General features: G+C 37.0%; 33 protein-coding genes. 8 read left to right on the forward strand and 25 right to left on the reverse strand.

The annotated features are described in order from the left end of the window. Positions 1-42 precede the first annotated feature (42 nt). The 3 genes from ABE65_RS12730 to ABE65_RS12740 all read right to left on the reverse strand — a co-directional run bounded on the left by ABE65_RS12730 (position 43) and on the right by ABE65_RS12740 (position 2,721). Complete coding sequence (locus tag ABE65_RS12730; RefSeq protein WP_066395492.1) at positions 43-1,293, reverse strand: DUF445 domain-containing protein; 1,251 nt, start codon at positions 1,291-1,293, stop codon at positions 43-45. A gap of 96 nt (positions 1,294-1,389) precedes the next feature. Beyond that, on the reverse strand, positions 1,390-2,010 hold the full coding sequence (locus tag ABE65_RS12735; RefSeq protein WP_066395495.1) for a chloramphenicol phosphotransferase CPT family protein: 621 nt from the start codon (positions 2,008-2,010) through the stop codon (positions 1,390-1,392). Between the two features lie 36 nt (positions 2,011-2,046). Then, positions 2,047-2,721 (reverse strand): GntR family transcriptional regulator, encoded by a 675-nt coding sequence (locus ABE65_RS12740; RefSeq protein ID WP_066395497.1) that lies wholly within the window; start codon positions 2,719-2,721, stop codon positions 2,047-2,049. Positions 2,722-2,861: 140 nt separating this feature from the next. Here ABE65_RS12740 and ABE65_RS12745 point away from each other — a divergent pair, with 140 nt between their 5' ends. Beyond that, positions 2,862-3,695: a YitT family protein gene (locus ABE65_RS12745; RefSeq protein ID WP_066395501.1), complete on the forward strand. Its 834-nt coding sequence runs from the start codon at positions 2,862-2,864 to the stop codon at positions 3,693-3,695. 80 nt (positions 3,696-3,775) lie between these two features. Here the strand turns inward: ABE65_RS12745 and ABE65_RS12750 are convergent, their stop codons facing one another. From ABE65_RS12750 to ABE65_RS12770, 5 genes are all read right to left on the reverse strand, one after another. After that, positions 3,776-4,555: a TVP38/TMEM64 family protein gene (locus ABE65_RS12750; protein WP_066395503.1), complete on the reverse strand. Its 780-nt coding sequence runs from the start codon at positions 4,553-4,555 to the stop codon at positions 3,776-3,778. 135 nt (positions 4,556-4,690) lie between these two features. Further along, positions 4,691-5,773 carry a sensor histidine kinase gene (locus ABE65_RS12755; RefSeq protein WP_066395506.1) on the reverse strand — a complete coding sequence of 361 codons (1,083 nt, stop codon included), beginning with the start codon at positions 5,771-5,773 and terminating at the stop codon, positions 4,691-4,693. Then, entirely contained in the window at positions 5,770-6,456 is a 687-nt protein-coding gene (locus tag ABE65_RS12760; protein ID WP_066395510.1) for a response regulator transcription factor, read from the reverse strand. The genes ABE65_RS12755 and ABE65_RS12760 overlap by 4 nt, the downstream gene beginning before the upstream one ends. Further along, positions 6,446-7,036, reverse strand: a complete 591-nt coding sequence (locus ABE65_RS12765) for a class I SAM-dependent methyltransferase (RefSeq protein WP_066395512.1) — start codon at positions 7,034-7,036, stop codon at positions 6,446-6,448. The genes ABE65_RS12760 and ABE65_RS12765 overlap by 11 nt, the downstream gene beginning before the upstream one ends. A 153-nt stretch (positions 7,037-7,189) precedes the next feature. After that, complete coding sequence (locus ABE65_RS12770; protein ID WP_066395514.1) at positions 7,190-7,684, reverse strand: DinB family protein; 495 nt, start codon at positions 7,682-7,684, stop codon at positions 7,190-7,192. 150 nt (positions 7,685-7,834) lie between these two features. Between ABE65_RS12770 and ABE65_RS12775 the strand changes: the two genes are divergently transcribed. Then, positions 7,835-8,176: a hypothetical protein gene (locus ABE65_RS12775; RefSeq protein ID WP_066395517.1), complete on the forward strand. Its 342-nt coding sequence runs from the start codon at positions 7,835-7,837 to the stop codon at positions 8,174-8,176. Positions 8,177-8,234: 58 nt separating this feature from the next. Here ABE65_RS12775 and ABE65_RS12780 read toward each other — a convergent pair whose 3' ends face one another. After that, a complete protein-coding gene (locus tag ABE65_RS12780) occupies positions 8,235-8,990 on the reverse strand; it encodes an alpha/beta hydrolase (protein ID WP_066395519.1) in 756 nt (251 codons plus the stop codon). Between the two features lie 383 nt (positions 8,991-9,373). Between ABE65_RS12780 and ABE65_RS12785 the strand changes: the two genes are divergently transcribed. Beyond that, complete coding sequence (locus tag ABE65_RS12785; RefSeq protein ID WP_066395521.1) at positions 9,374-10,180, forward strand: YwqG family protein; 807 nt, start codon at positions 9,374-9,376, stop codon at positions 10,178-10,180. A 41-nt stretch (positions 10,181-10,221) separates the two neighbouring features. Here the strand turns inward: ABE65_RS12785 and ABE65_RS12790 are convergent, their stop codons facing one another. Genes ABE65_RS12790 through ABE65_RS12800 form a run of 3 tightly spaced genes read right to left on the reverse strand, consistent with a single transcriptional unit; the run spans position 10,222 to position 11,671 of the window. Then, a complete protein-coding gene (locus ABE65_RS12790) occupies positions 10,222-10,692 on the reverse strand; it encodes a hypothetical protein (RefSeq protein ID WP_066395523.1) in 471 nt (156 codons plus the stop codon). A gap of 32 nt (positions 10,693-10,724) precedes the next feature. Then, positions 10,725-11,348, reverse strand: a complete 624-nt coding sequence (locus tag ABE65_RS12795; RefSeq protein WP_066395525.1) for a permease prefix domain 1-containing protein — start codon at positions 11,346-11,348, stop codon at positions 10,725-10,727. Further along, on the reverse strand, positions 11,345-11,671 hold the full coding sequence (locus ABE65_RS12800; protein WP_066395526.1) for a PadR family transcriptional regulator: 327 nt from the start codon (positions 11,669-11,671) through the stop codon (positions 11,345-11,347). The genes ABE65_RS12795 and ABE65_RS12800 overlap by 4 nt, the downstream gene beginning before the upstream one ends. A 241-nt stretch (positions 11,672-11,912) precedes the next feature. Between ABE65_RS12800 and ABE65_RS12805 the strand changes: the two genes are divergently transcribed. Continuing rightward, a complete protein-coding gene (locus ABE65_RS12805; protein WP_066395528.1) occupies positions 11,913-12,302 on the forward strand; it encodes a hypothetical protein in 390 nt (129 codons plus the stop codon). 126 nt (positions 12,303-12,428) lie between these two features. Here the strand turns inward: ABE65_RS12805 and ABE65_RS12810 are convergent, their stop codons facing one another. The 6 genes from ABE65_RS12810 to nikA form a co-directional block, all read right to left on the reverse strand. Further along, positions 12,429-13,775, reverse strand: coding sequence for an MATE family efflux transporter (locus ABE65_RS12810; RefSeq protein ID WP_066395530.1), 1,347 nt, complete (start codon positions 13,773-13,775; stop codon positions 12,429-12,431). Positions 13,776-13,837: 62 nt separating this feature from the next. Continuing rightward, positions 13,838-14,611 carry an ABC transporter ATP-binding protein gene (locus ABE65_RS12815; RefSeq protein WP_231887804.1) on the reverse strand — a complete coding sequence of 258 codons (774 nt, stop codon included), beginning with the start codon at positions 14,609-14,611 and terminating at the stop codon, positions 13,838-13,840. Further along, positions 14,598-15,605, reverse strand: a complete 1,008-nt coding sequence (locus ABE65_RS12820) for an ABC transporter ATP-binding protein (protein WP_066395536.1) — start codon at positions 15,603-15,605, stop codon at positions 14,598-14,600. Before ABE65_RS12820 ends, ABE65_RS12815 begins: the two co-directional genes overlap by 14 nt. 14 nt (positions 15,606-15,619) lie before the next feature. Further along, entirely contained in the window at positions 15,620-16,477 is an 858-nt protein-coding gene (nikC, locus tag ABE65_RS12825) for a nickel transporter permease (protein ID WP_066395538.1), read from the reverse strand. Beyond that, the gene (nikB, locus tag ABE65_RS12830) at positions 16,474-17,415 is read right to left on the reverse strand and encodes a nickel ABC transporter permease (protein ID WP_066395541.1); all 942 of its coding nucleotides are present in this window, start codon (positions 17,413-17,415) and stop codon (positions 16,474-16,476) included. Before nikB ends, nikC begins: the two co-directional genes overlap by 4 nt. A 1-nt stretch (position 17,416) precedes the next feature. Further along, positions 17,417-18,964 (reverse strand): nickel ABC transporter substrate-binding protein, encoded by a 1,548-nt coding sequence (gene nikA / locus ABE65_RS12835; protein WP_066395543.1) that lies wholly within the window; start codon positions 18,962-18,964, stop codon positions 17,417-17,419. A gap of 396 nt (positions 18,965-19,360) precedes the next feature. On the opposite strand from nikA, the gene ABE65_RS12840 reads away from it, so the two are divergent. Both ABE65_RS12840 and ABE65_RS12845 read left to right on the forward strand, forming a co-directional pair. Beyond that, positions 19,361-19,696, forward strand: a complete 336-nt coding sequence (locus tag ABE65_RS12840) for a hypothetical protein (RefSeq protein WP_066395547.1) — start codon at positions 19,361-19,363, stop codon at positions 19,694-19,696. 112 nt (positions 19,697-19,808) lie between these two features. Continuing rightward, positions 19,809-20,453, forward strand: coding sequence for a cupin domain-containing protein (locus tag ABE65_RS12845; RefSeq protein WP_066395549.1), 645 nt, complete (start codon positions 19,809-19,811; stop codon positions 20,451-20,453). Positions 20,454-21,289: 836 nt separating this feature from the next. On the opposite strand, the gene ABE65_RS12855 is transcribed toward ABE65_RS12845, so the two are convergent. The 6 genes from ABE65_RS12855 to ABE65_RS12880 form a co-directional block, all read right to left on the reverse strand. Beyond that, positions 21,290-21,595 carry a hypothetical protein gene (locus ABE65_RS12855; RefSeq protein WP_066395554.1) on the reverse strand — a complete coding sequence of 102 codons (306 nt, stop codon included), beginning with the start codon at positions 21,593-21,595 and terminating at the stop codon, positions 21,290-21,292. Between the two features lie 118 nt (positions 21,596-21,713). Further along, on the reverse strand, positions 21,714-22,010 hold the full coding sequence (locus ABE65_RS12860; protein ID WP_066395556.1) for a YciI family protein: 297 nt from the start codon (positions 22,008-22,010) through the stop codon (positions 21,714-21,716). 60 nt (positions 22,011-22,070) lie between these two features. Beyond that, positions 22,071-23,288, reverse strand: coding sequence for a DEAD/DEAH box helicase (locus tag ABE65_RS12865; protein ID WP_066395559.1), 1,218 nt, complete (start codon positions 23,286-23,288; stop codon positions 22,071-22,073). After that, positions 23,285-23,824 (reverse strand): hypothetical protein, encoded by a 540-nt coding sequence (locus ABE65_RS12870; protein WP_066395562.1) that lies wholly within the window; start codon positions 23,822-23,824, stop codon positions 23,285-23,287. Before ABE65_RS12870 ends, ABE65_RS12865 begins: the two co-directional genes overlap by 4 nt. A 50-nt stretch (positions 23,825-23,874) precedes the next feature. Beyond that, complete coding sequence (locus ABE65_RS12875; RefSeq protein ID WP_066395565.1) at positions 23,875-24,243, reverse strand: YppE family protein; 369 nt, start codon at positions 24,241-24,243, stop codon at positions 23,875-23,877. Positions 24,244-24,546: 303 nt separating this feature from the next. Beyond that, positions 24,547-25,062, reverse strand: a complete 516-nt coding sequence (locus ABE65_RS12880) for a MerR family transcriptional regulator (RefSeq protein ID WP_082861425.1) — start codon at positions 25,060-25,062, stop codon at positions 24,547-24,549. A gap of 213 nt (positions 25,063-25,275) precedes the next feature. Here ABE65_RS12880 and ABE65_RS22065 point away from each other — a divergent pair, with 213 nt between their 5' ends. Further along, on the forward strand, positions 25,276-25,416 hold the full coding sequence (locus tag ABE65_RS22065) for a hypothetical protein (protein ID WP_197480302.1): 141 nt from the start codon (positions 25,276-25,278) through the stop codon (positions 25,414-25,416). Positions 25,417-25,451: 35 nt separating this feature from the next. Here the strand turns inward: ABE65_RS22065 and ABE65_RS12885 are convergent, their stop codons facing one another. Then, a complete protein-coding gene (locus ABE65_RS12885) occupies positions 25,452-26,408 on the reverse strand; it encodes a DUF2515 family protein (RefSeq protein WP_231887805.1) in 957 nt (318 codons plus the stop codon). Between the two features lie 131 nt (positions 26,409-26,539). On the opposite strand from ABE65_RS12885, the gene ABE65_RS12890 reads away from it, so the two are divergent. Further along, a complete protein-coding gene (locus tag ABE65_RS12890) occupies positions 26,540-26,785 on the forward strand; it encodes a glutaredoxin family protein (protein WP_066395571.1) in 246 nt (81 codons plus the stop codon). Positions 26,786-26,834: the final 49 nt, after the last annotated feature.

Below are 26,834 nucleotides of genomic sequence, written 5' to 3' on the forward strand. Positions count from 1 at the left end.
TATTATTAGTTCGGCCTTCTTTTTGTTCATATGTTGGAAAAGTTAAACGACCATTTTAAAAGAAGTTAAAACAATTCCAATTAAGAATCCACAGATTGCCCCGTTCACCCTGATCCATTGCAAATCTTTTCCAACATTGTTCTCAATAATGTTGATCAAAGTCTCATTATCCAATTTTTCAAGGTTTTCTTTAACTAGTTGTCCGATCTTCGCATGATACTTCTCCACCATGAGCGAAAGTTGGTTTTGAATCCAGCCTTCGATTTTCATCATTCTGCTTGAATCTTCTTTTAGAGCTTGAATTTGATTCTTCAAAATCGTGATGATATGACGATTAATCCAATCTTCATCTTCAGCCAGTTTAATAAATTTTTCTTTTGTTTTAACTAGTATAGAACTTAACTGATCTGTCGGATTCCACTCTTCTACAATGGTGTTCTTCCACTCTCCAAGTTCTGCTATTAATTCTCTTCGCTCCTTCACATTCTTAATCTCACTGTGAATTTTATCAAGAACCGCTTTTCGATACGGATTATTTGCCTCTTGAAGAAGAACAATTCTTTTAAGGAAGAAAGGTTGCAACATGTTCCCTAACTTCTCGGCATTAATCATTTGACTAAAAGATTGAATGGCCATCTTCATAAAGCCATCTGCCTTCGTGTTATCAAGCAATTGTTTGGCTAGTGTTCCTATCTTGTTTTTGGTATCTTCTTTCCTCAACCATTTTTCAGTTTCAACCAACACATAATCCAATGCTTTTTCATCCAACTCTCTTTTAAGCACTTCGTTCACCATTTTGTCTAGGACAGGCTCAATTTCTACACTTTGTAGATAACCTTTTAATTCTTTCTCTAAAACTGGTGAAAGTTTTTCTGGATCTATTTCGTTTAGGAGATGAATGACTAAAGACTGTACCCCTTTATGAAAGGAAGATGAATCTAACCTTTGTTCTAACTCTTCTACTGCTTTTGCAGATATATTCATATCTTTAATTTTATTTTGAATACTCTCTTTCGTTAACCAATCGTTCTCTAGCATATTAATGATAGCCTTGAGCATGCGATTGCGATTTTTCGGAAGCAGCGCAGTATGAGGTATTGGAAGTCCTAGAGGATGACGAAATAGTGCAGTAACTGCAAACCAATCTGCCAAACCGCCAACTAAGCCTGCTTCAAATCCTCCTTGTAGAACTTGTCCCGCTATAGAATCTTGAAAAGGAAAGGTAGCCAAAAAACCTCCACCCATGATTCCTAATGAAATTTTCGCGTAATATTTGGATTTGTTATCTTTCATTTTCAATTGTACATCCCTCAGATTTTCACAAGTTATTATGGTGACTATTATAAATCATGTGTTCGAAAATCAAAAATGATTAACTATTTTTAAAGCTCAAGTGAGATTCTGTATGTTTTGGAGGACTTTAGGTTTTGATCCTCTGTATACTCTTTCACGAATTTGCTCTGCACATTCTTCTGATGTAAGTATTGAGGTGTCCACTTCTAAATCGTATATACCCGGTTCATGAACAAGTTTCTGCCAAAGTGCTACAGGTGTTGGAACCTCACCTTCTGATGTGTAGCCTATTTTCCAACTCTCTATTCTCCGCTTCATGACAGTTTCGATCGGACACCGTACACCAATCAACCATGCTGGCATGCCACTAAGAATATGAGCAGCTTGTTGAAGAATTTTAAGCTTTACCGAATACCCTTCATGGTGGCCCACATCAACGATGACATTTAAACCCTCACGACTGAAAGCCAAAATGGAATTGTACATGGCAACATACACCTTTTGTATGAACGGCTCTAAATCTGGCCGCTCGCCCCCTGGTCGTAAACCTATACTTGGTTGAAACCTCTCTGGTGTCATATCCATGATTCGGTCTACGCCTATGTTCATCCATACTCCTTCAAAATTGTTTTGAATGACAGAGGCGATGCTTGATTTACCTGATCGTGGTGTACCATTTAGAATAATAATCTTTCCTGGCAAACGTGTTTGATCCATACAAAATCCCCTTTATTCTTTGACAAATCGCCTGTATTAAAACAAAGTTGTTAAAGACTGATAATTTAATTTATCTTGCTGAAGCTTTGTTAAACTTGCATCTAGATGTTTAAGAATTAAGGAGCGTATGTTTTCTTCTTCTCCATTTTCAATATATTGTATCATTTGTTCGTGTTCAAGAATGTCTAACTCTTCATTGTTAGAGTTTCCATTAAAAACATCATATAGAACCATATAAGTAGTAATCTGACTCAAAATTTTCTTCATAAATTGAATTAAATAGCTGTTTCCACTAGCTTTAGCGATTACGAGATGAAATTCATTATTTTTCTCTTGGTAAGGTACGATACTGCGTTCCTTATATGCACTCTTCATTTCATTAAGGAGTTGTTTGAGTTCTTTGACTTCTTCCGTTCCAAGATTGGAGAAACCAGTCTTAATGGCCATTTCCTCTAACGTCTTTCTCATCTCAAAGGCTTGAACCATCTCTTCAATCGTAGGCTGGACGATGAATGCTCCTTTATTCGGAATAACATTCACTAGTCCTTCTGATTCTAGCTTCATGATGGCACTTCTGATTGGTGTTCTGCTCGCATTAACCTTTTGTGCAATGGCACTTTCAAACAACTGGTTACCTGGTGCAATCTGTCTATTTAAAATGGCGTTTTTGATTAAATGATAAACTCTTTGTTCAACTGTTTCTTTACGCATTTATATTACCTGCCTAATTGTTCTTTTCCCTCATTCTAACATAGTTCATATAATTTCGAACAAAATTGTAGAACAATCTTGTTCAAACTATTTCTCTGTGATATATTATCCAAGGTATTTAGCTTGAACGGAGTGATATGATGAACCACACAGGAAAAGAAATTACATTAATTATTATTGGATCCTTATTCTTTGCACTTGGGGTAAATTGGTTCGCCATTCCAAACGAACTTGGTGAAGGCGGCGTTACCGGGATTTCAATGACTCTTTATTATGTACTAGGTTGGTCACCGGGACTAACAAACTTTGTTATGAACGGTTTACTTCTAGCCATTGGTTATAAAGTATTAAATAAACGAGTGACTTGGTATACGATGATCGCCATCTTCTTTACTTCTCTCTTTATTCATTTAACAGAAGGTCTAGGAAAACCAGTTGATATTATGTTAGGAACTGTTTTTGCCGGAGTTTTCATCGGTATCGGATTAGGCCTTGTCTTACGATCAGGTGGTACAACTGGAGGCTCAACCATCATTGCACGAATGCTGAATCAGCATTTTGGCTGGGGTGTTAGTACGACGATGTTTGTTTTCGATATTCTTGTCGTTGGGGGTTCCGCCTTTGTTATTGGGATTGAAAACACGATGTACACGGGAATATCCATTTATATTAGCACTAAGATTTTGGATTACCTGATTGACGGGTTCGATACAAGAAAAGCTGTTACGATTATATCGAATAATACTGACGAAATCGCAAAAAAAGTAAGCGATGAGATGGACCGTGGCGTTACCCTTATTAATGCAAGAGGACATTATTCGAAGGAAGCAAAAGATATATTATACGTCGTGATCAACAAACAAGAGCTATTCTTATTAAAGAAGATGATTCAACGCGTTGATGAAAAAGCATTTGTTGTGGTTCATGATGTAAGAGATGTGTTTGGTGAAGGATTTACTTTTCCAAAGACATAATATAACTTGATAGAAATAATGGCCGATTCTTTTATGTGAATCGGCCTTTATTTAAGAAAAGCACTATAGATGTATAAATTTCAGAATAACTCCGTCAACCCCAAAGAATAAGCCAACGAGAATGTAGTAACTAGCTTGGCTAATATAGCAATCATTATAAAGCGTCTTGTTTTAACACCACTCACTCCTGCTCCAACACAAATGATTTCATCTGGCAACACAGGAACAATGAACAACAAAATCAAAATCCATGTTTCATTCTTCTTAACAAAACGATGATATTGATCTAATTGTTTTTCATTTACTAATCGTTGCACCATCTTCATTCCAAAAGTTCGAGATAAATAAAACATCGTTAGAATCCCTAACACAGCGCCTATAAATCCTAAGATAAAAGCGGTAAAAGGGCCTAGAGTAGCACTTCCTGCTACGACAGTTACGATTTCAGGAACTGGCAAGATAATGGGTTGAGCATAACACACAGAAAAATAGAGAAGCTTGGCAAGTTCCATGTTCTCGTTTAGGATCGTCTCTAACCCTTTGTTATCAAGAGTAACAATTAAGCTACTCAAACCATATGTGAGAAAAACGGCTGTCATTAATAGGCTATACACAATCGAAACCGTCTTCATTTTTCCGAAAAATGTGTCCCACTTCAAACTATAAGATGCTATTAGAAGGAAGATAACACTACACCCAATGATTAGAAAAATTGTTTTATATGATGGTTCAAATGTAGCTAACGATTGAGAAAGAAGATAAATGGAAACTAACAGTATTCCTAAATGTGTTATAAAGCCATACCTATCTGGATTAACGATTTTATATAAAAACGTACTTCGTTGCATTTTTAAATTCAATGAACATCCAACCCCTTTTCTTTCTGTTACATTTATTATGTAAAACAAATCTTAAGAAAAGCTTAGGAATATTCTTAACGATTCTTAACTTTTTCCAACGAAAAAAGCTTATGAAGCATGCTTCATAAGCTTTGATCAAATTGGAAGTTTGATAATAATCGTAAGCCAGCCATCCATATACTCCGCTCGAATATGACCGTCATGAAGTTCTACAATCCTTTTTGAAATAGCAAGTCCAAGTCCCGTTCCTTCACGCTCGCTTCTGGCTTTGTCTCCTACTAGAAGACGTTCAAATAATTGATTAATATCTTGTACATCTGGTCTTTCTGTTTGATTGGACAGCCTAAATTCAGCATAATTGGATTGTATGTCAAAGGTAGCTTTGACAATAGAAGGTTTCGTGCTGTACTTAATAGCATTCATAAAAAGATTGTCAAAAACACGGACCATTTTTTCAATATCTATAGAAGTTAGAACTTCATCTTCTGGTATTTTCTTTACAACAGTTAGGTCTTCCTTTTCAAAGATCGGAACGTATTCCCCGATCAATTGTTCTAATAAACCTGTCATGTCTACATCTTTAATGTCTAATTTTACATCTGGACTTGTTAAACGAGTATATTCAAAAAGCTCATTAATAAGAGCTTCAAGCTGCTTTGATTTTGAGTAAGTCGTATCATGATAATCTTTTAGTTGATTTTCACCAGAATAATTCCCCTTTCGCAACAAGTCCAAATACCCTATGATGGATGTTAAAGGGGAACGCAAATCATGGGATATATTTGTAATCAATTCATTTTTCGCTATCTCAAGTTGTCTTTCATATTCAAACTTACTTGATAATTCCTTAGACATACTATTAACATCTTCGGCAAGCTTGCTTAATTCATCGTTTCCTTCCATTTCAATCGTCAATCCCAACTTTCCGTTGGCGATTTCATTAATACTTTCTGTAATACGCTTTATATAAAGTATTTTGTTCCGTATCAATGCTAAGAAGGTAACAATAAAAGAAAAAATAACAAAAGTAAAAATCAGAAATACGATAACATTATAAGTAGTTGCACCAATATCTTCAATCGTAAGAAATTGAAGATTAAAGAAATGCAAAATAATTTGAGAGATAATAATCATAACCACAGTCGATACAAAAAAGCTAACAGCAACTGCTGCAAGAAGTTTTACAAGTAATGATATTTTAATCCGCTTTATTCTCATATTTTATAGCCGACTCCCCAAACCGTTTTAATATAGATGGGTCTCTTCGGATCTTCTTCAAGTTTTTCTCTTATCTTTGTTATATGAACCATGACAGTACTGTCTGACTTATAGAATTCTTCTTGCCACACCGCTTCATATATCTTCTCAATGCTCATAACGATGCCTTTATTGAGGGCAAGCAGCTCTAAAATAGAGAACTCTTTCGGTGTGAGTCTGACATCTTTCCCTCTCACCCATACTTGACGGGTTTCTGTATTGATCTTCAGATCTCCAATCTCAATGAACTCCCTACTTGAATCAGTATCCTGGTTGTATTTTCGATATCTTCTGAGCTGGGATTTCACACGTGCCATTAACTCCAAAGGATTAAACGGTTTGGATAAGTAATCATCTGCACCTGCAGCAAGACCTTGAATCTTGTCCATATCTTCAGACTTGGCAGAGAGCATAATAATCGGCATATTTCTCTCCTGCCTTATTCTCATACACGCTTGGATCCCATCCATCTTTGGCATCATAATATCTAATATGATAAGATCAAAATCCTTCTTCTCCAATTGTGCTAACGCATCAATTGCATTTTCGGACTGAACCGTATACATTCCTTCATTTTCTAAATAAACGGAAATCAAATTCCGAATATCACTATCATCATCAACGATTAAGACTCTAGATTGCATAAGTCACCTCCATCTTTTCTTCTTCTAATGAACAACATAATACCATAGCAGGTGGAACATTTCTGATCTCGATACTTACGTCCACTTTTGAAAAGAACTGTTCAATATATGCTTTCATTACGTTTGAATATTGAAACGTAACAAACTTTCCATTCTTTCTTAATACTTTTGAAGTTTTAAACAAGATTCTATGTGAAACAGCCTTTGGTAAGCTGGCAAAGGGAAGTCCTGATATCACGTAATCTACATAGGGAATGCCACATTTTTCAAGGTACCAGTCAACCTTTTCAGCTGATCCATTATGTATGAAGAGATTATCCACCTCTTTGTATTTCTGTACAAGTATTTTGTAGAATTCCTCATTGCTTTCAATTAAGATAATAGCCGTGTTAGGATTTCGATTCTGAAGCAGCTTTTCTGTGAAAACACCAGTTCCCGGTCCGTATTCTAGAATGTATCTTGCCTGCTCAAAATTGATACTCTTTACCATTTTATCAGCTAGATAACTTGAACTTGGAAGAATGGCCCCTACTGAACGGGGATTACTTATATACTGTGCTAAAAAAGACAAAAATTTCACGATTATTCACTCCGATTGTTTGAATGTATAGTCATTCTATAATTCAAACCTAAAGAATTAAGAGGAATAATCCTTAAGATTTCTTAAGTTTTAAGGAATAAAAAAACTGCACCTCCCCTTCTATTGATGGAAATACAGCGTTGATTTCATTTACTATTTAACTTCTACCGTTTCCACTTTCCAACTTTTCTGCAGCTTACGAATCATGATAATCTGTCCGATGTGGTACGCATTGTGTGTAGCTGCATTCCCAATGATCTCCCACCATTTTGCGGGTACAGGAAAACCCATCACTTCACTTTCTACTTTTCCCTCTAAAAGAAGACCTTGCCATTGCAAAAGAACATCTAGCAGTTCTTCTTTTAAATGTGAGAAACTTTGATGTTCTGGAATCACAAAACTTTTGTCGTTATCTCCAATGGAAGGCACTGCTTGAACATGAGACTCGTTGTAACGGATTTGCCACGTCTTATTCCAATAAAGAAGATGCTGAACAATTTCAGCGATACTGTGACAGTCATTGTTCGGCTTCCAAAAAGCTTCTTCTTCAGAAAGATTTTCTACTGATTCATTAAATGGCAGATACCAGCTAGCGTCGTTGGCATTGGCTAACAGTTGATCGGCTAAAAGATGTTTTACATGGACCATACGTTTCACTCTCCTACCTTTATGACTAACTTTTTTTCATTCAAGTTTATACGATCCATTCTCGTTTCTCTGTTTTTTTCCATTATGGTTATTAATGATTATTATAGATTAAAAAACAAAATTAACAGAACGTTTGATGGAGTGTTGCATATGGAATGTTGTTGCGAAAATATGAAAATCTATGAACTAAAATTAGAAGCTGATGTTGATACTGATCCTGTTTGGTGTAATCGGTGCGGCTGTAACTTAGAACTTGATGAACTCCCTATTTCTTTAGAACAAAAAGAGAAGTTGCGAGATTGGGCTGTGCAATACGGAGAATGGATCGATTGGGATAACGATAAATTATGTGAAAATGGTCTAGAGCTCGAAAAAGAGCATAATCAAATGGGTCAATCTCTTTCATCAAAAATACAGAAAGAGGTTGGAGATTCCTATAGAGTAAGTTTTTCTCCTTCCCGTTCAGCTCGCCATTATTTGAATAACGACTAAGTTTTAAACACGAAGAAAACCCGAATTGTTGCTTACCGCTCGGGTTTCTTTAATTGCCTTACGCATTAATTTTATTACATATCTTGTCTATAAACTTCAGTGTTTCATCAATGATTAGTTGTTGGTCGTTGTCGAGTGTAGCCACATGGTAACTGTTCTTTAAATAAATAATCTGTTTGTCTCGTGATGAAATGGAATCATAGATGGTTTGAGAGTTGTCGGGTGGAACGACATGATCTTCTGTTGAAACAAAGATGAGTGCGGGACAGGTGACAGTATGAAGACTTTCTTTTACTTTTTTCATTAACAATACAATTTCTTTTAGAGATTGAACCGGAGTTTTGTCATAGGCAAGTTCTTTCACATCCTGATTCTTTAAGTCTGAACCGATGGCATCTAGAAATCGTTCGTTGGAATGTTGCATGTTTTCCATGTCTTGGATGTCGATTGCTGCATTGATTGGAATGATTGCTTTAATATTTGGATATGTTTCTGCAACGTGTAACGTTAGTGTTCCTCCCATAGAGAGACCAGTAACAAAAATGGTATCACAACGTTCATTGAGCCATTGGTAACCTTCTTCAATAGAAGCAATCCAATCATGATATGTAGTCTTTTCCATATCCTCATAGTGGGTACCATGCCCCTTCAGCCTCGGACCACATACGGTATATCCTGCCTTTGCGTATGCCTCTCCTAAAGGGCGCATGCTCTGGGTAGAACCAGTAAAGCCATGAGAAATTAATATACCCACTTTGTTTCCTTCAAAGTAAAAAGGTTGAGCTTCAGTCATTACAGAATGCTTCTCTGTCATTGAAATCCCTCCAATATGAATAACTTACTTCATACATTCAAGAAATTTGTAACATTACCTGCAATAAAATATCTTACTTGATGTTTTAGCTCTTATCTTCCTTATTTTTAGGCTTTGACCACTCTAGTATCAAGATGACCAACACATAAAGAGAAGGTATAATTAAATTTTCTAATAACTGTAGACTTTTATATTTGAAAAAGTCAAACGCAATAAGGGTTAAATATATAGATATAAAATAATAGAAACTTTTTCGGGTTATCCCCATTTTCACACCTCAATTATACAGATAAAAGCTCTAGATTAAGTTACTTCAGTGTATTTTGATATTGTAATACAATTCCAGGAAACTTACACTTAAAAGAAAAGGAGATTCGTATATTATGACTTTATCACTTCCAAAAGCATTAGAACCCTATCGAAAAGACATTGAGAACACAGTTGTTCCTTTTGTTTCAATACAAGCAACGCGTCAGTCTACCGAGGTAAAAGACAGCAAAATTGGAGGATCGCCTTACTTGCCAGAAGGATTCTCTTATCCCTTAGATTCTTCTGGAAAACCAATGGCTCTTCTTTGCCAACTTAATTTTGAAGAAATTCCTCCCCTCGAACACTTCCCAAAGCAAGGGATTCTGCAGTTCTTTCTTTCAAAACATGATGATGTGATGGGAATGGATTTTGATAACCCTACAAATCAAAGTAACTTCCGTGTGGTTTATCATGAGGATCTAGCGTTGTCTCACACTTCTGCTTCTTATGTTTCCAAAGAAACCGAAGAGGAACACCTGCCTTTTAATGGTGAATACCGTTTATCTTTTTCCTTGTCAAAAGAAGCACTTGGTGTAAGTGATTTTCATTTTGAAGAAAGTTATGAATCTATTGATATGGATCAGGCTACTGGTGAAACAAATATGTGGGGAGAAGAAACGCTTTATGACCTTTTCTGTGAACATGTTGAGAACATGGGACACAAAATAGGCGGATACGCGTACTTTTCACAAACAGATCCACGTGATTATGGAGCGCAATTTGATGATTACCGCATTACTTTGCTTCAGATCGATACAGATGATGAAGGTGAGAACGACATCATGTGGGGAGATGCTGGTGTAGGTAACTTCTTTATTACAAAAGAAGATTTAAGAAACAAAGATTTCTCTCGCGTTTTATTTAACTGGGATTGTCATTAATAGACGTGAAGGGACAGCTTTGCGGCTGCCCCTTCTTTACGTTATTTTAATGTGATATTTCCTACATATTGCGAACGACCATTGCTAGTGCGAAAATTAACTTCTAACACATATTGACCCGGATCACTTGGGAAGGAAAAGGAGTAATCAGTTGATGATTTCGTCGTCAACTCAATCTTCTCATTCTCTTTCCAAAGGGATATTTCCAAAGTCTCATTTGTATATTCCCCATCATCTTCTTTATTTTCAAGTAAGATTAATTCTGCTGATTGATTAGGTGAAAGTTTAATTTCCTTTTGTTCACTGCCTAACGTTAAGAAGTGTTCTACTTTATTCTTAAATTCCTTTTCTTCTGTTTTCCAGTCAACATTTGCTTGTTTTAAAGCATATAGATCTTCTTCAACACTAAGTCTTAACTCTGGTGGACCAGCATCATAGTCTTCTCCTATACAGGCGGTTAATAAAAGGATAAACAAGAATCCTGTTAACATATGTAGACATTGTCTCTTCATGTTACACCTGCTCCTCTCCCATTTATCGCGGCTTAGATAGAACGGTTAAAAAGTTGATTATAAATTTGTCGGGCTATCACGTAGAAAAAAGCACCAATAGGAACTACCAATAGATCAACCCACATTCCATTTTGATAGTTTTCTGGCTGCTGAAAGTAAGCTAAAAACATTATGCCACCGATAAAAATGGAGGGAGTAAAAAAGAATATCCAAGGATTCATTATATATTTCATCTTCACTTGGCTTAATTGTATAGCCTCATAAACCAGTTCAGCCATCCCAGCTATAAAGAGAATGATAAAGAAACCTCCTATTACACTGGAAAGAGGTGCAGTGTTATCCGCTCCGGGGTTGTAATGTTCCATGATAAAATATGAAAGTAAACAAAAGACGAAGGTAACGAATACGGTGTTCCAAAGAAAACGCGTAATCTTATAAAAAGGATAGACTGCTTTTTTCATTTCCCAATTCATCTTTTTTCCGTTTCCAAACGCCTTTATTGCAATTTTTAACGATTCTTGCTCTGTGTATCCTTTTATCATTAACTCATTCATATGATCGTTGAGGTGCTGTGTGATCTCTTCTTTTATGTCCTCTTGTTCTTCTATTGGCAAACCCGCTACGATCACATCAATATATTGATTTAAATTCTTCATAACAACCCCTCCAGCGTCTTATCCATCAGGTCATTAATTTGTTTCCAATCTCTACGCTTTTCTGTTAAGATCTTTCGTCCAGTTGTTGTTAAAGAATAATATTTACGACGATTTCCGTCAGGTCCATGTTCCCAGTATGAAGTCACACACTCTTTTTTCTCTAAGCGTTTCAAAGCCGGATAAAGGGTTCCTTCATTCATAGAGAATTCTTCGTTACTTAATATTCTCAGCTTCCTTGTCATATCGTATCCATAACTATCTCCATCCACCAAAAGTGAAAGAAGTAAGATATCTATACTTCCCTTCAAAAGTTCTTTATCCATGTTCACCCTCCAATATTTTCTAATTGTATTGTAATACGATGTACATCGTATTACAAGGGTGTGTTGTATTTTTTTCCAGCTAATGATAAAAAACAATGTTATTAATTGCTCTATTCTGTGCCGAAGTGGTTTCTAAAATATTCGATCTCTTTGGTATGCTGCTATCGAGTGCAATTCGGTTTTGATAATTTTATTAAAGATTGAATATAAGTATAAGAAGGAATTAGCGAGGAGGGAAAGAATGGCCACAGAGTTTGTTTATTTTTCTTCGATTATTGTTGCCATTATGTTTGTGTCCATCTCGGTCTTCCAGGTATTACTTTCGCTCGGTTATCCATTAGGTGAATTTGCGATGGGAGGTTTTTATAAGGTTCTACCGAAAAAATTACGTATTATGAGTATGATTAATGCTATCATTCTATTATTTATGGGCATTGTATTTCTTAAACATACGGATGTCTTATATGGTTTTAATTTTTTACCTACGAACACTTTAGTTTGGATTATTACGATATTTCTCGGTACAAATACAATTACAAACCTTCTATCTCAGAGTAAGAAAGAAAGGCGTATGATGACACCATTTTCAAGTATCGCTTTTCTTTTATGTTTATTTATAACTTTATCTTAAGAAAAGATATCACTTTAACAGGCTAACTGCCCCCAATTGTTAGAAACAACTAACAATTGGAGGTGAAGTTTTTTTATGACTAAATTTTGGGACTCCAATACCTGTTAACATCACTTCTGCTTTTTACTAATTATTGAATACCTTATTCTCTCCATCATAACGAACTTCATGAAATCCTAGTGTTCGTGATAATTTAGGCACATGCAGGATTAGGAACAACGATCGGGCGGTACTGAAAAGAATAAATGCTAACCATAACCCATGGTTACCTAGACCTGGTGTTGCTAAATAAAGAGAAACCAAGAAAACAATTAAAGCTAGAATCATAGAGTTACGTAGTGAAGACGCTTCTGTTGCTCCTACAAAAATACCGTGAAGGACGACACCAAAGCTGGATACGATCGGGAAGATGATAATCCACGCTTCATACGTTCCTACTACATTCAACACTTCAGGTAAAGAGGTGAACAATAGGTGTATCCGGTCTTTAAATATAAAATAAACACTCGAGATGCTTAGTGAGGAGATAATTGCCCATTGAAAACTACGTTTAATCGTTGATCGATAGAGTGCCTTATCGTTAGAACCTATTGCTCTTCCAGTTAATATACTCGAAGCATTGGCGAATCCATCATACATATAAGCCATGATGTAGTGGATCTGAATCAAGATGGCGTTTGCCGCAAGAATCTCTGTACCGAAAGTGCCTCCTTTTGCCGTAAAAACATTAAACACAATTAATAAGCATAATGTTCGAATGAATAGATCTCTGTTCATCCTCATCATTTTTTTATAAGAAGACAGGTCGATTGATTTTATCTGGAAAATCTTCTTACGTTGGTTAGCGGGAATCGCTTTCCACACGATAAAAAGACCGATTACAAAAGTGGAAACCTCCGAAATCAATGTAGCCGCTGCAACCCCTGCTACACCCCATGAAAAGACTTTAACAAATAGAATATCAAGTACAATGTTCGTTACGTTCATATACATTTGAAGAAACAAAGTCTTCTTAATCATTGCAAGTCCCATCATCCAACCTATGATTACATAGTTGAGCAGTCCAAATGGTACACCCCATATACGAATTGCAAAGTATTCTATGGCTAGAGACTTAACGGCTGGATCTGAAGTAAGAAGTGGCAAAAACTGCTCTTTGATCGGATATTGAAGCGCTACTAAACAAGCACTTATGCCGAGTGCTAAGAGCAATGGTCTACTTAGTGAACGTAAGAGATCGTCCTCATTTTTTGTTCCATGTGCTTGTGCAGCAAATCCAGATGTACTCACCCTCAAGAATCCAAACAGCCAATACATCGTATTAAAAATAATCGTGCCCACCGCTACACCAGCTATGTAAGAGGAATCATCTAACTGCCCCACAACAGCCGTATCTACTGCACCAAGAAGAGGAGTCGTTATGGTTGTAAGAATCAGCGGTAGTGCCAATCCAAGATATCTTGAATGATTCAAATACGTTCATCCTTCCAAAATAAATAAACCAGCACTTCACGTGTAAAAGTGTTGGTTCTCTTCTAGTTATACTCTTGTTCCATACTCATCTCTACCAATAGTTTAGTATAGGGATGACGAGACTCTGAAAAAAGATCCTCCGTTAAAAATGAATCAACTGCGAGTCCTTCTTTTAATACTACAATTCGTTCACACATGAATTGGACAGCGGCGATATCATGCGAGATGAATAGAAAAGAGAGATTCAAGTCTCGCTGTAACTTCTTTAACAGGTTGAGGACTTGTGCTTGTACAGAAACATCCAAACTTGAAGTAGGTTCATCGCAAACGAGCAGATCTGGTTCTAAGCTAATTCCCCTCGCTACGGCTATTCTTTGTTTTTGTCCACCACTTAGTTGGTGTGGATATCTCTCCAGAAGTTCAGGTGACAAGCCCACTTTTTGAAACAAGACTTCGGCCATCTTCTTACGATTATGTCTTACTTCTTTTAAAAATGAAGGGATAACATCTGGATAATTTTCTAACGGTTCAACCACAGACTTCCACACAGGAAGTTTGGGGTTTAATGACCCGGCAGAATCTTGAAACACGATTTGAAGTTGACGCCTGAGTTTTTTCAAAGCTTTTCCGTTTAACGTGTGAAGGTTATTACCTCTAAAATGGACTTCTCCCTGATCAGGCTTATCAAGCCCTAAGATGATCTTGCCAAGAGTACTTTTACCGCTACCACTCTCTCCAATGATTCCTATACTTTCACCATGTTGAACGGTAAGTGAAATATTATTTAAAGCTGGTTTTGAGTGATACGTCTTCGAGATTGAATTAACGTGTAACATATCGTTCTTCCCTTTCTGCATTCACCAGATGACAAGCGGCGGAATGGTGTGTTCCTAAGCTACTCATTGGGACTTTGTTGCTGCAGGATTCCCTAACACTCGGACACCTTTTAGAAAAAGGACACCCCTCCTCAGCTATTAATCCAGGTTCACCTAGCATAGTCGGCAACTCATGTTGGATATGCTTGTTCAATCTTAGCCTCGACTGAAGTAATAGATCCGTATAAGGGTGGATAGGATTCGCCAATACAGCACTGGTTTTTCCTATTTCTACAATTCGACCGCCGTACATAACGCCTACTGTTCGTGTTCGATTAATAATATGTTTTAAGTCGTGCGAGATTAGAAGAATAGAGCAATTCAACTCTTCTTTAAGCTCAGACAGGAGATCTAGAATTCTTTCTCCGGTTAACACGTCTAGAGCAGTCGTTGGTTCATCTGCAATGATCAGTTTCGGCCGAAACATAATGGCTGATGCGATTGCTGCTCTCTGCAATTGTCCGCCACTAAGTTCGTCGGGAAAACTGTTAAATACACGTTCCGCAGGTAAGTGAACTTTGTTCAGCCAATGAATAGCCACTTTCCTTGCTTCTTTTCTACTCATGTCCGTGTGACATCTTATAATCTCAATAAACTGCTTTCCAACTTTTATAAATGGAGTGAAGAAGCTTTGATAGTTTTGTGAGAGGTAAGCAATCTCTTTACCTCGAATATTTCTTAACTCTCTTTCACTTAACGATGTGATCTCTGATTGACCGAGTTTAACAGATCCGCTTGTAACTTCTAGAGACTTAGAAAGCATTCCCAAAATCACGGTGGCCGTCAAACTTTTTCCGCTGCCGCTCTCTCCGACTAAGCCAAAAATTTCACCTTGAGGAATAGAAAAATGCAGATTACGAATTAACTTTTCCCGGCTGTTACGGACAGTCACTGAAAGGTTTTCCACTACAAGTAGATTATTTTCAGAAGTTGCTGTCGTTTTGTTCTCAATCATTGCAAACCTCCTCTCTATCGACTTTTAACATCCCATTTGTCTCGCAATCCTTCACCCATTAAGTTAAATGCTAATACCACAAAAAAGATAGCTAAACCCGGGTAGATCATTAATTCTGGCGCACTCTGAAAATAAGGTCTTCCATCATTCAACATCGCTCCCCATTCTGGAGCAGGTGGCTGTGCACCTAATCCAAGGTAAGATAAGGAAGAGATTGTAAGAATCACTTTTCCGATATCCAAGGTAGCTAGAACAAGGACAGGAGAAACAATTTGCGGAAACATATGTCTTCTTATAATCTTCCAGTTGGAGCTTCCCCCAACTTTTGCAGCTTGGACATAATCTTTGTTTCGTTCAGTGATTACAATACTTCTTACGACCCTTGTATAAGCAATCCACTTAACAAAAACAATCGATATCATGAGATTCGTCAAACTTGGTCCTAAGAATCCAGCAATCGCAATCGCTAGAATAAATTCGGGAAGAGCAAGAATACCATCTGCTACACGCATAAACACTGTATCCAATCGACCACCAATGTAACCGATCACGAGACCAAGCGGAATCCCGATGAGTGCAACAGTCGCAACAACGAGTGCCGTTATTCCAAGTGTTGACTGAGCACCGACTATGAGCCTTGAAAATATACATCTTCCCATATGGTCAGTTCCTAGAGGATATGCTGAACTTGGTGGGGCAAGCCGTACAGCCATGTTCGCTGTGAGAGGATCATTCGGAACGATAAACGGTCCAATCAATGTGACTAAAGTGATGATAATAAAAAATATAACCCCACACTGAATCATCAAATTTTGATTTTTAAAATATAATGGAAATTGATTTCTTCTAGGCATCTGAACACTTATCTTCATAATGCCTCCTCTTTTCGTTTCATTCTTGGATCGATCACATAATAAGATAAATCAACTAAGAGATTTGTTAATACAACAAATACCCCCGTTAATAAAACATATCCTTGGATAACCGGATAGTCACGGTTAAATATAGCGTCAACGGCAAGGCTTCCTAATCCTGGCCAAGAAAATAAAATTTCAACTACTACTGCTCCACCTAAGAAGCTACCTAAACTTAAGCCGAAAATCGTGAGAACAGGAAGAACAGCAGCTCTAAACGCATGCAACCATAGAATTCTCCACTCTTTGACACCTCTTGCTCTTGCTGCATAAATATAGTCCTCAGACAAACTTTGCAACAGGCCTGCTCGAAGCAGCCTTGCGTAAACTACTGCAAACGTAAAACCTAATGTAAAGGCAGGTAAGATGATCTGAGAATAGGACCCTATTCCTGACGAAGGTAGAACACCTAATTTAAACGCAAAGAGATAGATTAAGATGAGTCCGAGCCAAAAATTAGGTATCGATGCTCCTATTAATGCTAAAATCCGACTGAATTGGTCGGGCCATTTGTTTACATATTTTGCAGACCACACCCCAAGTGGAACGGTAATGCATAGCATGATAGTCATTGCAAAAAATGTAAGTTCCGCAGTAATGGGAATGCGTGTTAACAGTTCTTCAGTAACTGGTTTCCCAGACATGTATGATTTTCCTAGATCAAGCTGCACGAGGTTGAACATCCATTTGCCATATTGTATATACAGAGGCTGATCAAAGCCAAGCTTCTTTCTAAGCTCGGCTTGATCTTCTTCTGTTACGACCATCTCATCGGCATTTAGAATGGTAAGAACCGGATCACCTGGTGCCATCTTCATTAATGTGAACGTAAATAGGGAAAGAATGAATAAAACAACAACCAGCTGAGTAACCCTATTCTTTATAATCGTAAGCACATTATTTCACATCCATATTGTGTGTTAGAATATAATACTCCTCTGCTGTAGGCTCCCAGTTCACAATGCGTTTGTTCATTCCAATAATGATATTTGGATAAACGGCATAGCTATGGGCAACTTCTTTGTTGATTACCTTAGACGCATCTTGTGTCAGCTTTGTACGCTCATCTAAATCTGTCGTTCTATTTAACTTTTCAATTAGAGTGTTAAGTTCAGGAATGTTGATCATCCCAACATTTAACGCTCCTGTTTCTGTGAAAGCAGTGTTAAAGAAGTAGCTTCCGTCTCCTCTTGGAGAGGTATTGTTACTATAAGTCGCTAGATCCCAATCCTTGTTCTCAACTAGATGCGTATCTGCATTTTCAACTGTTTTAATATCAATTTTGATTCCTGCTTTTCCTGCATCAGACTGTAACAGCTGTGCGATCAAAGGAAGTTCTGGACGAGCTTTATACGTAACGAGTTCAAGAGTTAACGGTTTACCGTCTTTCTCCATTAAACCTCCTGCATTCTCTTTGTAGCCCGCTTGAGTTAAAAGACTTTTAGCTTTTTCCACGTTCAATTCTGATACTTCTTCATCTAATCCAAACGGCAGTGTACTGTTAAATGGACCGTTAGCTTCAAGGCCGTGTCCGAGCATGATGTCATTTACAACACTCTTTCGATCGATCAAGAGGTCTAGAGCTTGTCTGACCTTTAAATCTTTAACATTTTTACTTTGACTGTTATATAGAATAAAATGCGCTCGAAGTCCAGGAATAGATTCAACTCTCAATTTATTATCCTTTTCTATCGTATCTAGACTTTCGGCAGGGAGATTGTACACAACATCAGCTTCTTTTGACTGTAGGGCAAGTGCTCTTACGTTAGCGTCTTCATTAAACTTTATTTTTGCTGAGTCCAGTTTCGGTTCTCCAGCCCAATAGTCTTTGTTTTTTTCAACTTCAACAAATTGATTGGATTTAAATTCTTTTACTTTAAACGGACCTGTACCGATTGGGTTATTTTTAAACGCCTCTTCTCCATCCTTCTTAGCCGCTTCCATGTTTACAATTGATGTATAAGGATTTACAAGTTCCGATGGAAGTGCAGGATAAGGCTCTGTCGTATGGATCGTAAGTAATTGTCCATCTGCTTCCATTGATTTAATCTTGAGAGAATCACCTAACGATTCGTTCGCTTCAATACTTCTTTCTAATGATTGTTTGACAGATTCAGCATCAAGTTTTTTACCATCTTGGAATTTTACATCATCTCGGATTTCAAAGACCCACTTCTCGTTATCTGCTGTTTCCCATTTTTCAGCTAGCCAGCCTTCAATATTCGATTTATCATCCAGTTTTAATAACGTTTCAGTAAGTCCAGCACGAATGGGAATAAAGCCAGTATGCGGGTCTAAGTTAGCTGCTTTAAAACTGAAGATCATGTTAACTTTCTTCTCTTTTTCTTCTTGTTTTTCTGAGCTGTTTTGCGTAGTTGAACAACCAGCGATGAATACAAGAACCAAACATAACATTCCTACTAAAATATTCTTATAATTTTTCATTCATTTACCTTCCTTGCCTATTGGTTTATAATCGTAATCATTACGGTTTATTACGTAAAAAAAATGAAATCTGAAGAAAGTCATACCTATGTATCCATTAATCTCGGAACTTAAATTCCTCTTATAAAATGCTTCTTCTTCACCTTTTAATAAACGTAATCATTACGATTTACATTTCGAATTCTATCACCTAATAAATGTGTCGTCAATCACTGAAAAATAATAATCATGAAATAAACCCATTCATGATGGGTTTTTGTAGACATTTTTAGATTAGTAAATTAAAAACTTCAGTTTTTAACCCTGAATGTTTTTACTATAATTTCCAAAATATGTTATACTCCTGAGCATATGATGGATGATATGTTAGACTTTTTCTGAAAAGAGGGGATTTGATTGGATTTAATTTTTATCCTACTTATGCTTTTAGGCTTATTAATAGGTATTTTTGCGTGGTATCGAGATAGAAGTGAGAAGGATAAACGTTTTTCTTGGTTGAGCTATGCTTCTTTATTGATTTCACTATTTTTAATTCTGACCATGTATAGTACAAGAGGCAGTTTTTTGATCTATACAGTTGCTATTGGTTCTCCTCTGTCATTAATGCTGTGTGGTTACACCTTATTTAAGAGAAGAGAGAAAAAGATTATGGCTGGTATTGGTCTAATCCTTTCACTGATCTCTACTGGCATTGTATTTATCATAGGCACATTCGTAGTTACAAATAATTAGTCCTTCAATCGTTAGAAATACAAGGAAGCTTTTCGGTTAACACCCAATTATTTGTGTTTGCATACCATACTTACAAAGTCGGGCAAACGCCTATGAAGAGGTGAAGCACCTTATGGTATCATATATGGATTATACATCTCCCTCTACTCAATATACGTTTGATGTAAATACGAGTCCACTGTTCAAGAAAGACAGCCAAAATTATATCAATGTATTGGGTATCAACCAGTTAAATACTTTAGAAAAGGTATCATTATTAGATATATTTATGAGTACGAGCAATGTAGTTGAACCTCATTATCATCAGAATGCTGCTGAACTTGTATACTGTATCTCAGGCTCTGTTCTTGTATCGATCCTGAATCCATTTACTAAACAGTTATTGAACTTCAAGATCACACCAGGGCAAGTAGCCAATGTTCCTCAAGGATGGTGGCACTATGAAATCGCACTAGAAGATAACACTCATATTCTAGCCATATTTAATGCACCGACTCCACAAGTTATTCTTGGTTCAGATATACTTAGATTCACCCCTGCCAATGTTATGGCGCATACCTATTGTCTTGACGAGAATCAATGGAAAGAAACCGTTGCACCTGTCCAACCTTCTACTTATATAGGACCATACTCGAATTGTCAGCGAAACGCTAAATATACCTATCCCCAAAGTTATCACCAAACTTATCAGCAGTTGCAGTATGATCAATATCCAGATACTCCGTACGTTCATCAATATCGGAATGTTAGGTGGTAAAGGTTAAAAGAATGCTCTAAATAAAAAAACCGACCCGTATGGAACAGGTCGGTTTGCTGTGTTTTCATAAAAAGTCTTTAAAATTTATCTTGTTGTGCGACTGCTTTCTGGAGGTTCTTGCATACATAAATATTTAATGTCACTATGCTTTACTTTTGTTTTCAGACCCTTCTTTTTATTTTGTTTATCAACGAAAATAGCTAAAACAATGATAATCGTTAAAGGGATTAAAAAGTATAACCAAAACATGAGTTCACTTCCTTTCTCTATAATCCACTCAGAATATAAGATTATACTTTGATGTAAGATTAATTACCTTTTGCACGTATAACTATATTGCCGTACCTCACAAATCGCTTTAAAGAACTATCTTTGGAAGGTTTTGCTTGGTCTAAATAAAATTCACGTCGTCCATTTAGCACTACATACAATATGAATAAAAGTGTGATACCTGCAATACCCAATAAGATCCAAAACATAACATTCCACCTTTCTTAAATAAAAAATAGTTATTTTAGAAGATAATTTAATTATAGTTAAATTTACTGAATTTTACAATTATTTATGGTAAAATAAGGATAATATTATTAAAGGTTTATTGGGGGTTATGTTCAAAGTATGGGTATAACGTACACAGTTCTCTTTTTAACTCTATTTATATATATTGGATTACCTATTCTTGCCGTAATATCTCTCATTAAAGTTGTGGATTGGCAAATAGAGCAGAGTCGTCAGCGCAGATTAAGGTATGAGTATTATGAGAAGAAAAGTCAAAAAAAAAAGGAAATCTTGATTAGTTTCCCTTTTTCTATCTTCTACACCAATTTTTTTTTCGTTTAACTAGCTGTTTTGCCACGATAAACAACCAATGTCATTACATTTAAAATGATAGTAATGAGTAAAAGAGCTGCTGAAGCATACGCAGTGGTATACATCGTATCATTGAGTGCACTCCAATCTTCTATCGTCACTTTATGGTAAGTATAAAAAATTTGAAAACTTAATGAAACCGCACAAGCACTGATACTAATAATCGAAAACATCATCCAGCTTTTATTTTTCTTCAAGAATATATTTACAACCGGTAAAACCAAAGCTATTAACCCTAACACGAGACTTCCAACATTCAACAAACCAAACATCTCAAACGCCTCCAGAAACTCTTCTTTAATGATACATGTATTCTCTGGTTAAAAAAGAAAACCCTCTTAAAATAAAAAACACTGCAACCAATCAATGGCTACAGTGCAAAGAACTTTGTTATTTCTTGATTAATGAAACGCGAAATGGATATAGTTGGCCAGTCATGATCTTTCCCTTAACTGCTGGATCATTTCCCATGATTTCTTGTGCTTCTTTTTCATGTGTATTTTGAAGAATCACGACACCAAACGAAGCATCCAGACAAGGTCCTGCCAATACCAATTTGCCATTCTCTAATAGATTTTGAAGGTACTGAAAATGAGATTGGAGCGTTTCCTGTTCCTCTTGTGTTTGATTCTCCATGAAATCTGATCTTACAGGTTTAATCTGATATAAATATTCAGTGACTTCCATATGTCTCTCTCCTTTAGAGAAAGAATTCTATTGTTTTATGAAAAATCCTTTACCCTGTAATTATCTTCTCTTTTTAAATCCGTCAGACTTTCTCTGCGTATTCTTTTCGTTTGTTGGAGTAGTGCGTTTAGTAGAGGGTCCTCTACTAACACCCTCTTCTACGATAACTTGTCCTCTTTCAAGCAGCTGCTTTTGAAGAGGTACGTTCATCTTCGCTGTCCATTTTTTCACAGAAGTTAGTTCTGCTTTCGTTACTAAAGAAACGACTGTCCCTTCTTTTCCCATACGCCCTGTTCTTCCAGATCGGTGGACGTACTGCTTTACGTCCTCTGGCATTTCAAAATGAACTACGTGTGTAACGTCAGGAATATCTAATCCACGTGTCGCAACATCTGTTGTTAAAAGTACAGGAATCTTTCCATTTTTAAAGTCGTTGATCACTCTTTGTCGATCTTGTTTAGTGGAATTCCCCGCTAATACACCAAGCTTTATTTTCTTGTACTCAAGTTTAGTTGCGAACTCATCCATCTTCATTGAGCTATTGATGAAGACCATTGCTTTGATGCCAGGTGTGTGACGAATCAATTTACGCAAGTTTTCTACTTTGTCACGGTAATCAGAGACCATGAACGTATGCGAGACTTCACTTTTCACTAAGTCTTTTTCTACTTTAACGATAACTGGTGCTACCGCTAATTTCTTTGACCAATCCTCTGTCTTATTGTTGATCGTAGCAGATACAAATACAAGCTGACGGTCTTTTAACGTAGCTGCGATTACTTGTTCAACATCTCCGTTAAATCCAGCTTCAATAATATGATCAGCTTCATCGATTACGATGGTTTTCACTTCATGCACTTTTAGTTTTTTGTTTTGTATCAACTCTTTTACTCGTCCTGGCGTACCTACGATAAATTGTGGCTTCTTTTTCAATTTATCTAATTGACGCTGCATATTGGCTCCACCGATAAGGGATGCCCCGCTAAGTCCGCTATTTTCAGTGAACTTTTGACAAACATCGTAAATTTGCATCGCTAGTTCTCGCGTTGGCGCTAAAAAGAGAACTTGAGCATTCTTCACTTCTGGGTTTAACTTCGATAGTGCTGGTAATGCATAGGCTAGAGTTTTTCCTGTACCAGTTGGCGATTCGATGATCAAATCTTTGTTTTCTAATTGTTCAGGTATTGCTCTTTCTTGAATGTCTGTAAATGCGGAAAAGCCGCTTTTGTTCCATGCATTTTGGATGAATTCTGGAAAACTTTGTAGCGATTGTGTCATTTTTTATACCCCTTAAAATATTCATTCATTTCTTTCATTGACCCTATTAATTCTTCAAGCACCGATGAGATTCGCTCTGGTTCTTCTTCAGAAACAGGTTTTTGCAGTTGTATAGAGATTGTGTTAGTAAATACGTGTCGTGGTTGACCATATATATAAGTAAGTTTTTGCTGAATGTCACCTTTTAAATCTCCGCTGCCCCATTTTTTCAGGATGGATTGAAGCTGTTTGCAATCTGTTTCTATCTCGTAAACCGGAGTCTCAATTACAACAGATAGTTTACTGCCCGCTCCGTCGGGATTATCGTTCAACTTTTCCATAGCCAAATCTTCTAGATTTGAAGTTAACGAAATAGCCCCTCTCATCGCTTCCCCGATTGAGGAAACCACAAAATCAATATGATAATTTCTTTCAATGATAGCTTGATCCATTATGTCTTTACGATTAATGATCTCAATTTCTCCTGAAAAATCAAGATCATACACAGCTCCTTCGAGCACAACCTTTAGATTATCATAAACAGATGGATGATACATCTTGTTCTCTCCCTATTTTTAAAAACAATATTTAAGTACGGTATGTGAAATTATTTGTTTTCGTCTTCCGCCATTTGATTCTTTAACTGATTCAATACATAGAGAACAGATTTCACCATTTCTGTGATACGTTTGTCTTTCATTTTCTTTTGAAAGACATAAACGCCAAGATAACCGATGTTTTCAGCAGCCGTTTTGATCTGAATCGGGTATAGATATTTGGGCTTGTTGGCGATCACCCAATCTCTCGCGAGTGGCTCCCAGTCTTTTACACGAAAATGAATGCGATCGGCGAATGGTTTCACCTCTGTAAAAAAGTCCGCTTCCGTTTCTCTCGTTTTCGTTTCTGTTTTATAAATATGAAACGCTTCATCTATATCAGCGATTAGTTTTGTCGTTAATGTATATAAATGGTCCATTAAAAAAGTCCCCCCATTCTTTATATCCTACCAAAGAATGAAGAGACTTACACTTTTTGATTTTAATTAGCTTTATTTTGATACTCTCTGAAGCGTTTGAAAGTGGTTGATTTCCGTTCCAGATACTCGCTTTCCACGGGGCGACCGGTGAGCCACTTGCCGCTTTGCGCCTCTAAGTGTCTCACCTGACCGCACGTCCCGTAGGAGTCTCGCATCTTCCACTTCAATCAACTAATCAGGAAGAAAGAATAACATCAATAGATAGTAGCCGCTTAGTTATGAAAGAGGATTTTATAAAAGCATCTATAGAGTAAACAAACTGACGAACCAGTTCTTCTTTGATTTCTCTTTTACGTACAGTCGCTCTTCTGGATAATCTTGCTTCAGAAGTGCGACTTCAATATCTTGCAGACGGGCTTCCATGTTCTCCATCTTTTTGATGAGTTCTTCAAGCTCTGTCGCATGCTGTAACATTTGATAGGAAACGACCCCATCTGCTTTTTCCTCCACTTTCTTTTCTAATGCCTCTATGGCAGCGTTCAAACGATTAAACTTATCTTCAAATTGGATTGGCAGCTCCATTGATTGCTCTGTTGACTGCATCGACTGAACTTGAATATCACTCATCAAAAGTCCGTTATCGAGCTGTGCCTTAATCTCTCTTAACTGATCGATATCATCTTGTCTGAACAGATAATGACCGTGCTCATTCTTGTCACATTGAATGTTAAAATGTCTGACCCAACGCTGAACTGTTGTTGGATTCACCCCAAGTTCCTCAGAGACCGTTTTGGTTTTCATCAACACCATTTCCATCATGAATCCCTCCCCGTTTTCTTGTGAGTACTATTTTCGAGCATCATCTTCCCATCCCCTTCACACCTGACAAAACTAGTTTTCATTCGCCAAAGAAAGTGGAATACAACGGAATCACTACAATTTCGACACTCAATTTGTTGATTGTTTGTATATTCAGTCGCAACAACTCCAAAACTAAGAACAGTTCAGGTGATACAAAAAGGAGGTGCCTACATGAACCAAGACAGCAAACAGCAAAAACAGCAGGATCAGTATACGAGCCAAGAAGAAACGGGTACTCAAAAAAGAGAACAAAGTAACAGCACTGGCTATGGTGATAAGAAGCTGAACGGCCCAGATATCCCTAGCACATAATGAAGTAAAGACGGCTCAAAAAAAGCCGTCTTTTTTTATGCATGCATCATCCATTCTTTTAAGAGGATCCCTATCTTCAACTGCCTTTGCTTTTGTTTATACCAATCGGTTAACACGATCCCGTGCAATGGTTTTACCGGTTCATAAAACTTTTCAGTGTTCATGCGTCTTTGATACCAATCCATTGTGTTTGCTTTATGATGCTCGATGACCGGAAACGATAGCCGTAGGAACGGGGTTTCTCTTTTTTTACCAGGATAAATATAGGTTTCAAAATCATGTCTGGATCCAGTATGAGTCACTTTATCAGCAAAAGCTATGATCTCTTCACTCCACTCTGACTCGAACAAGATGGTATACAGCTTTTTACCTGTTTCGATCCTATTTTTTGTCTTCTTAAATCCATGAACGGATATTCCAATCACTTCTCCACTCTCGACAGGAAAAAGCACGGTACTAAAATGCATATAATCTTGTAAGAGAAATGGCACTTTTGAAAAAATTCTCTTTTTGTAAAATCCATCCTTTATAACTGGCTGTTCGATAACGTGCTGTTCATTAATGATTAAAGATGTACAAATTCGCTTCAAATCTTTCTCATGCCAGAAACGTTCCCACTCATGAACCATAAATGTAGAAACGCCAAAGTATCTGAGCAGATCAAAATGAGGCTTCCCTTGTTTTTTGGAATACTCATAGATCAAAAGCTGTGGGTACGCATCTTGAAAGATCAGCCAGTTTGCGCGTTCATACGTTAAGAATAAATGCTTTCTAGTATCTTTAGACAACAGCCTCGGGAACCAGTCCCCTTTTAGGTCACACATGCTGTAACCTGCATTTCTCGAAACAAGACTTGCGAGCATCGCCCACCTGATCTCAGGGTTATGTTTATAAAAGGTAGCATAGCTTACGGTACGTGAAATATTATCACGATTCTGTGAATTCGTGAGTTTCCCAATGTGTTGAATGATTTCCTCCATGTGCTGTGCCACGCTCTTCCTCCATGCTTTTTGTCCTATTTTCTATCGTTCGCTTTCATGTTATAAAATATTTGTGTCATATAAGAAAAAAGAGTAAACTAATGGTTATGAAAGATGTATTTGGAAAAAGGAGGCATAGACCTTTGGCGAAGACAGTGATCATATACACACAAGAAACGTGCCCTCCATGCTTTGCAGAAAAAGAGTGGCTAAAAGCAAACAAGATTCCTTTTGAAGAACGAGATATTCGTAAAAACGATGCTTATATGAAAGAAGTGATCGACCTCGGCGCTTCTGCAACTCCTGTTACCGTTATTGAAACGGAGGACGCAAAAGAAGTTGTCATGGGTTTTGTAGAAGAAGAACTTTCTCGACTACTAAAAAAGTAAACATCCAACGGCTATGTGTATCGTTTTTTCATGCGCATAGCCATCTTTC

This window comes from Fictibacillus phosphorivorans (genome assembly GCF_001629705.1).
GTDB lineage: Bacteria > Bacillota > Bacilli > Bacillales > Fictibacillaceae > Fictibacillus > Fictibacillus phosphorivorans_A.

Coding starts and splice junctions, on each gene's coding strand:
- ABE65_RS12760 (WP_066395510.1), bottom strand. CDS start 6,456: ATGCAATCTAGAGTCTTAATCGTTGATGATGATAGTGATATTCGGAAT.
- ABE65_RS12855 (WP_066395554.1), bottom strand. CDS start 21,595: ATGTTTGGTTTGTTGAATGTTGGAAGTCTCGTGTTAGGGTTAATAGCT.
- ABE65_RS12775 (WP_066395517.1), top strand. CDS start 7,835: ATGGAATGTTGTTGCGAAAATATGAAAATCTATGAACTAAAATTAGAA.
- ABE65_RS12785 (WP_066395521.1), top strand. CDS start 9,374: ATGACTTTATCACTTCCAAAAGCATTAGAACCCTATCGAAAAGACATT.
- ABE65_RS12860 (WP_066395556.1), bottom strand. CDS start 22,010: ATGGAAGTCACTGAATATTTATATCAGATTAAACCTGTAAGATCAGAT.
- ABE65_RS12795 (WP_066395525.1), bottom strand. CDS start 11,348: ATGAAGAATTTAAATCAATATATTGATGTGATCGTAGCGGGTTTGCCA.
- ABE65_RS12730 (WP_066395492.1), bottom strand. CDS start 1,293: ATGAAAGATAACAAATCCAAATATTACGCGAAAATTTCATTAGGAATC.
- ABE65_RS12820 (WP_066395536.1), bottom strand. CDS start 15,605: ATGATTGAGAACAAAACGACAGCAACTTCTGAAAATAATCTACTTGTA.
- ABE65_RS12745 (WP_066395501.1), top strand. CDS start 2,862: ATGAACCACACAGGAAAAGAAATTACATTAATTATTATTGGATCCTTA.
- ABE65_RS12770 (WP_066395514.1), bottom strand. CDS start 7,684: ATGGTCCATGTAAAACATCTTTTAGCCGATCAACTGTTAGCCAATGCC.
- ABE65_RS12800 (WP_066395526.1), bottom strand. CDS start 11,671: ATGGATAAAGAACTTTTGAAGGGAAGTATAGATATCTTACTTCTTTCA.
- ABE65_RS12880 (WP_082861425.1), bottom strand. CDS start 25,062: ATGATGGAAATGGTGTTGATGAAAACCAAAACGGTCTCTGAGGAACTT.
- ABE65_RS22065 (WP_197480302.1), top strand. CDS start 25,276: ATGAACCAAGACAGCAAACAGCAAAAACAGCAGGATCAGTATACGAGC.
- ABE65_RS12740 (WP_066395497.1), bottom strand. CDS start 2,721: ATGCGTAAAGAAACAGTTGAACAAAGAGTTTATCATTTAATCAAAAAC.
- ABE65_RS12865 (WP_066395559.1), bottom strand. CDS start 23,288: ATGACACAATCGCTACAAAGTTTTCCAGAATTCATCCAAAATGCATGG.
- ABE65_RS12870 (WP_066395562.1), bottom strand. CDS start 23,824: ATGTATCATCCATCTGTTTATGATAATCTAAAGGTTGTGCTCGAAGGA.
- ABE65_RS12805 (WP_066395528.1), top strand. CDS start 11,913: ATGGCCACAGAGTTTGTTTATTTTTCTTCGATTATTGTTGCCATTATG.
- ABE65_RS12845 (WP_066395549.1), top strand. CDS start 19,809: ATGGTATCATATATGGATTATACATCTCCCTCTACTCAATATACGTTT.
- nikC (WP_066395538.1), bottom strand. CDS start 16,477: ATGAAGATAAGTGTTCAGATGCCTAGAAGAAATCAATTTCCATTATAT.
- ABE65_RS12875 (WP_066395565.1), bottom strand. CDS start 24,243: ATGGACCATTTATATACATTAACGACAAAACTAATCGCTGATATAGAT.
- ABE65_RS12780 (WP_066395519.1), bottom strand. CDS start 8,990: ATGACAGAGAAGCATTCTGTAATGACTGAAGCTCAACCTTTTTACTTT.
- ABE65_RS12790 (WP_066395523.1), bottom strand. CDS start 10,692: ATGAAGAGACAATGTCTACATATGTTAACAGGATTCTTGTTTATCCTT.
- ABE65_RS12815 (WP_231887804.1), bottom strand. CDS start 14,611: ATGTTACACGTTAATTCAATCTCGAAGACGTATCACTCAAAACCAGCT.
- nikA (WP_066395543.1), bottom strand. CDS start 18,964: ATGAAAAATTATAAGAATATTTTAGTAGGAATGTTATGTTTGGTTCTT.
- ABE65_RS12735 (WP_066395495.1), bottom strand. CDS start 2,010: ATGGATCAAACACGTTTGCCAGGAAAGATTATTATTCTAAATGGTACA.
- ABE65_RS12755 (WP_066395506.1), bottom strand. CDS start 5,773: ATGAGAATAAAGCGGATTAAAATATCATTACTTGTAAAACTTCTTGCA.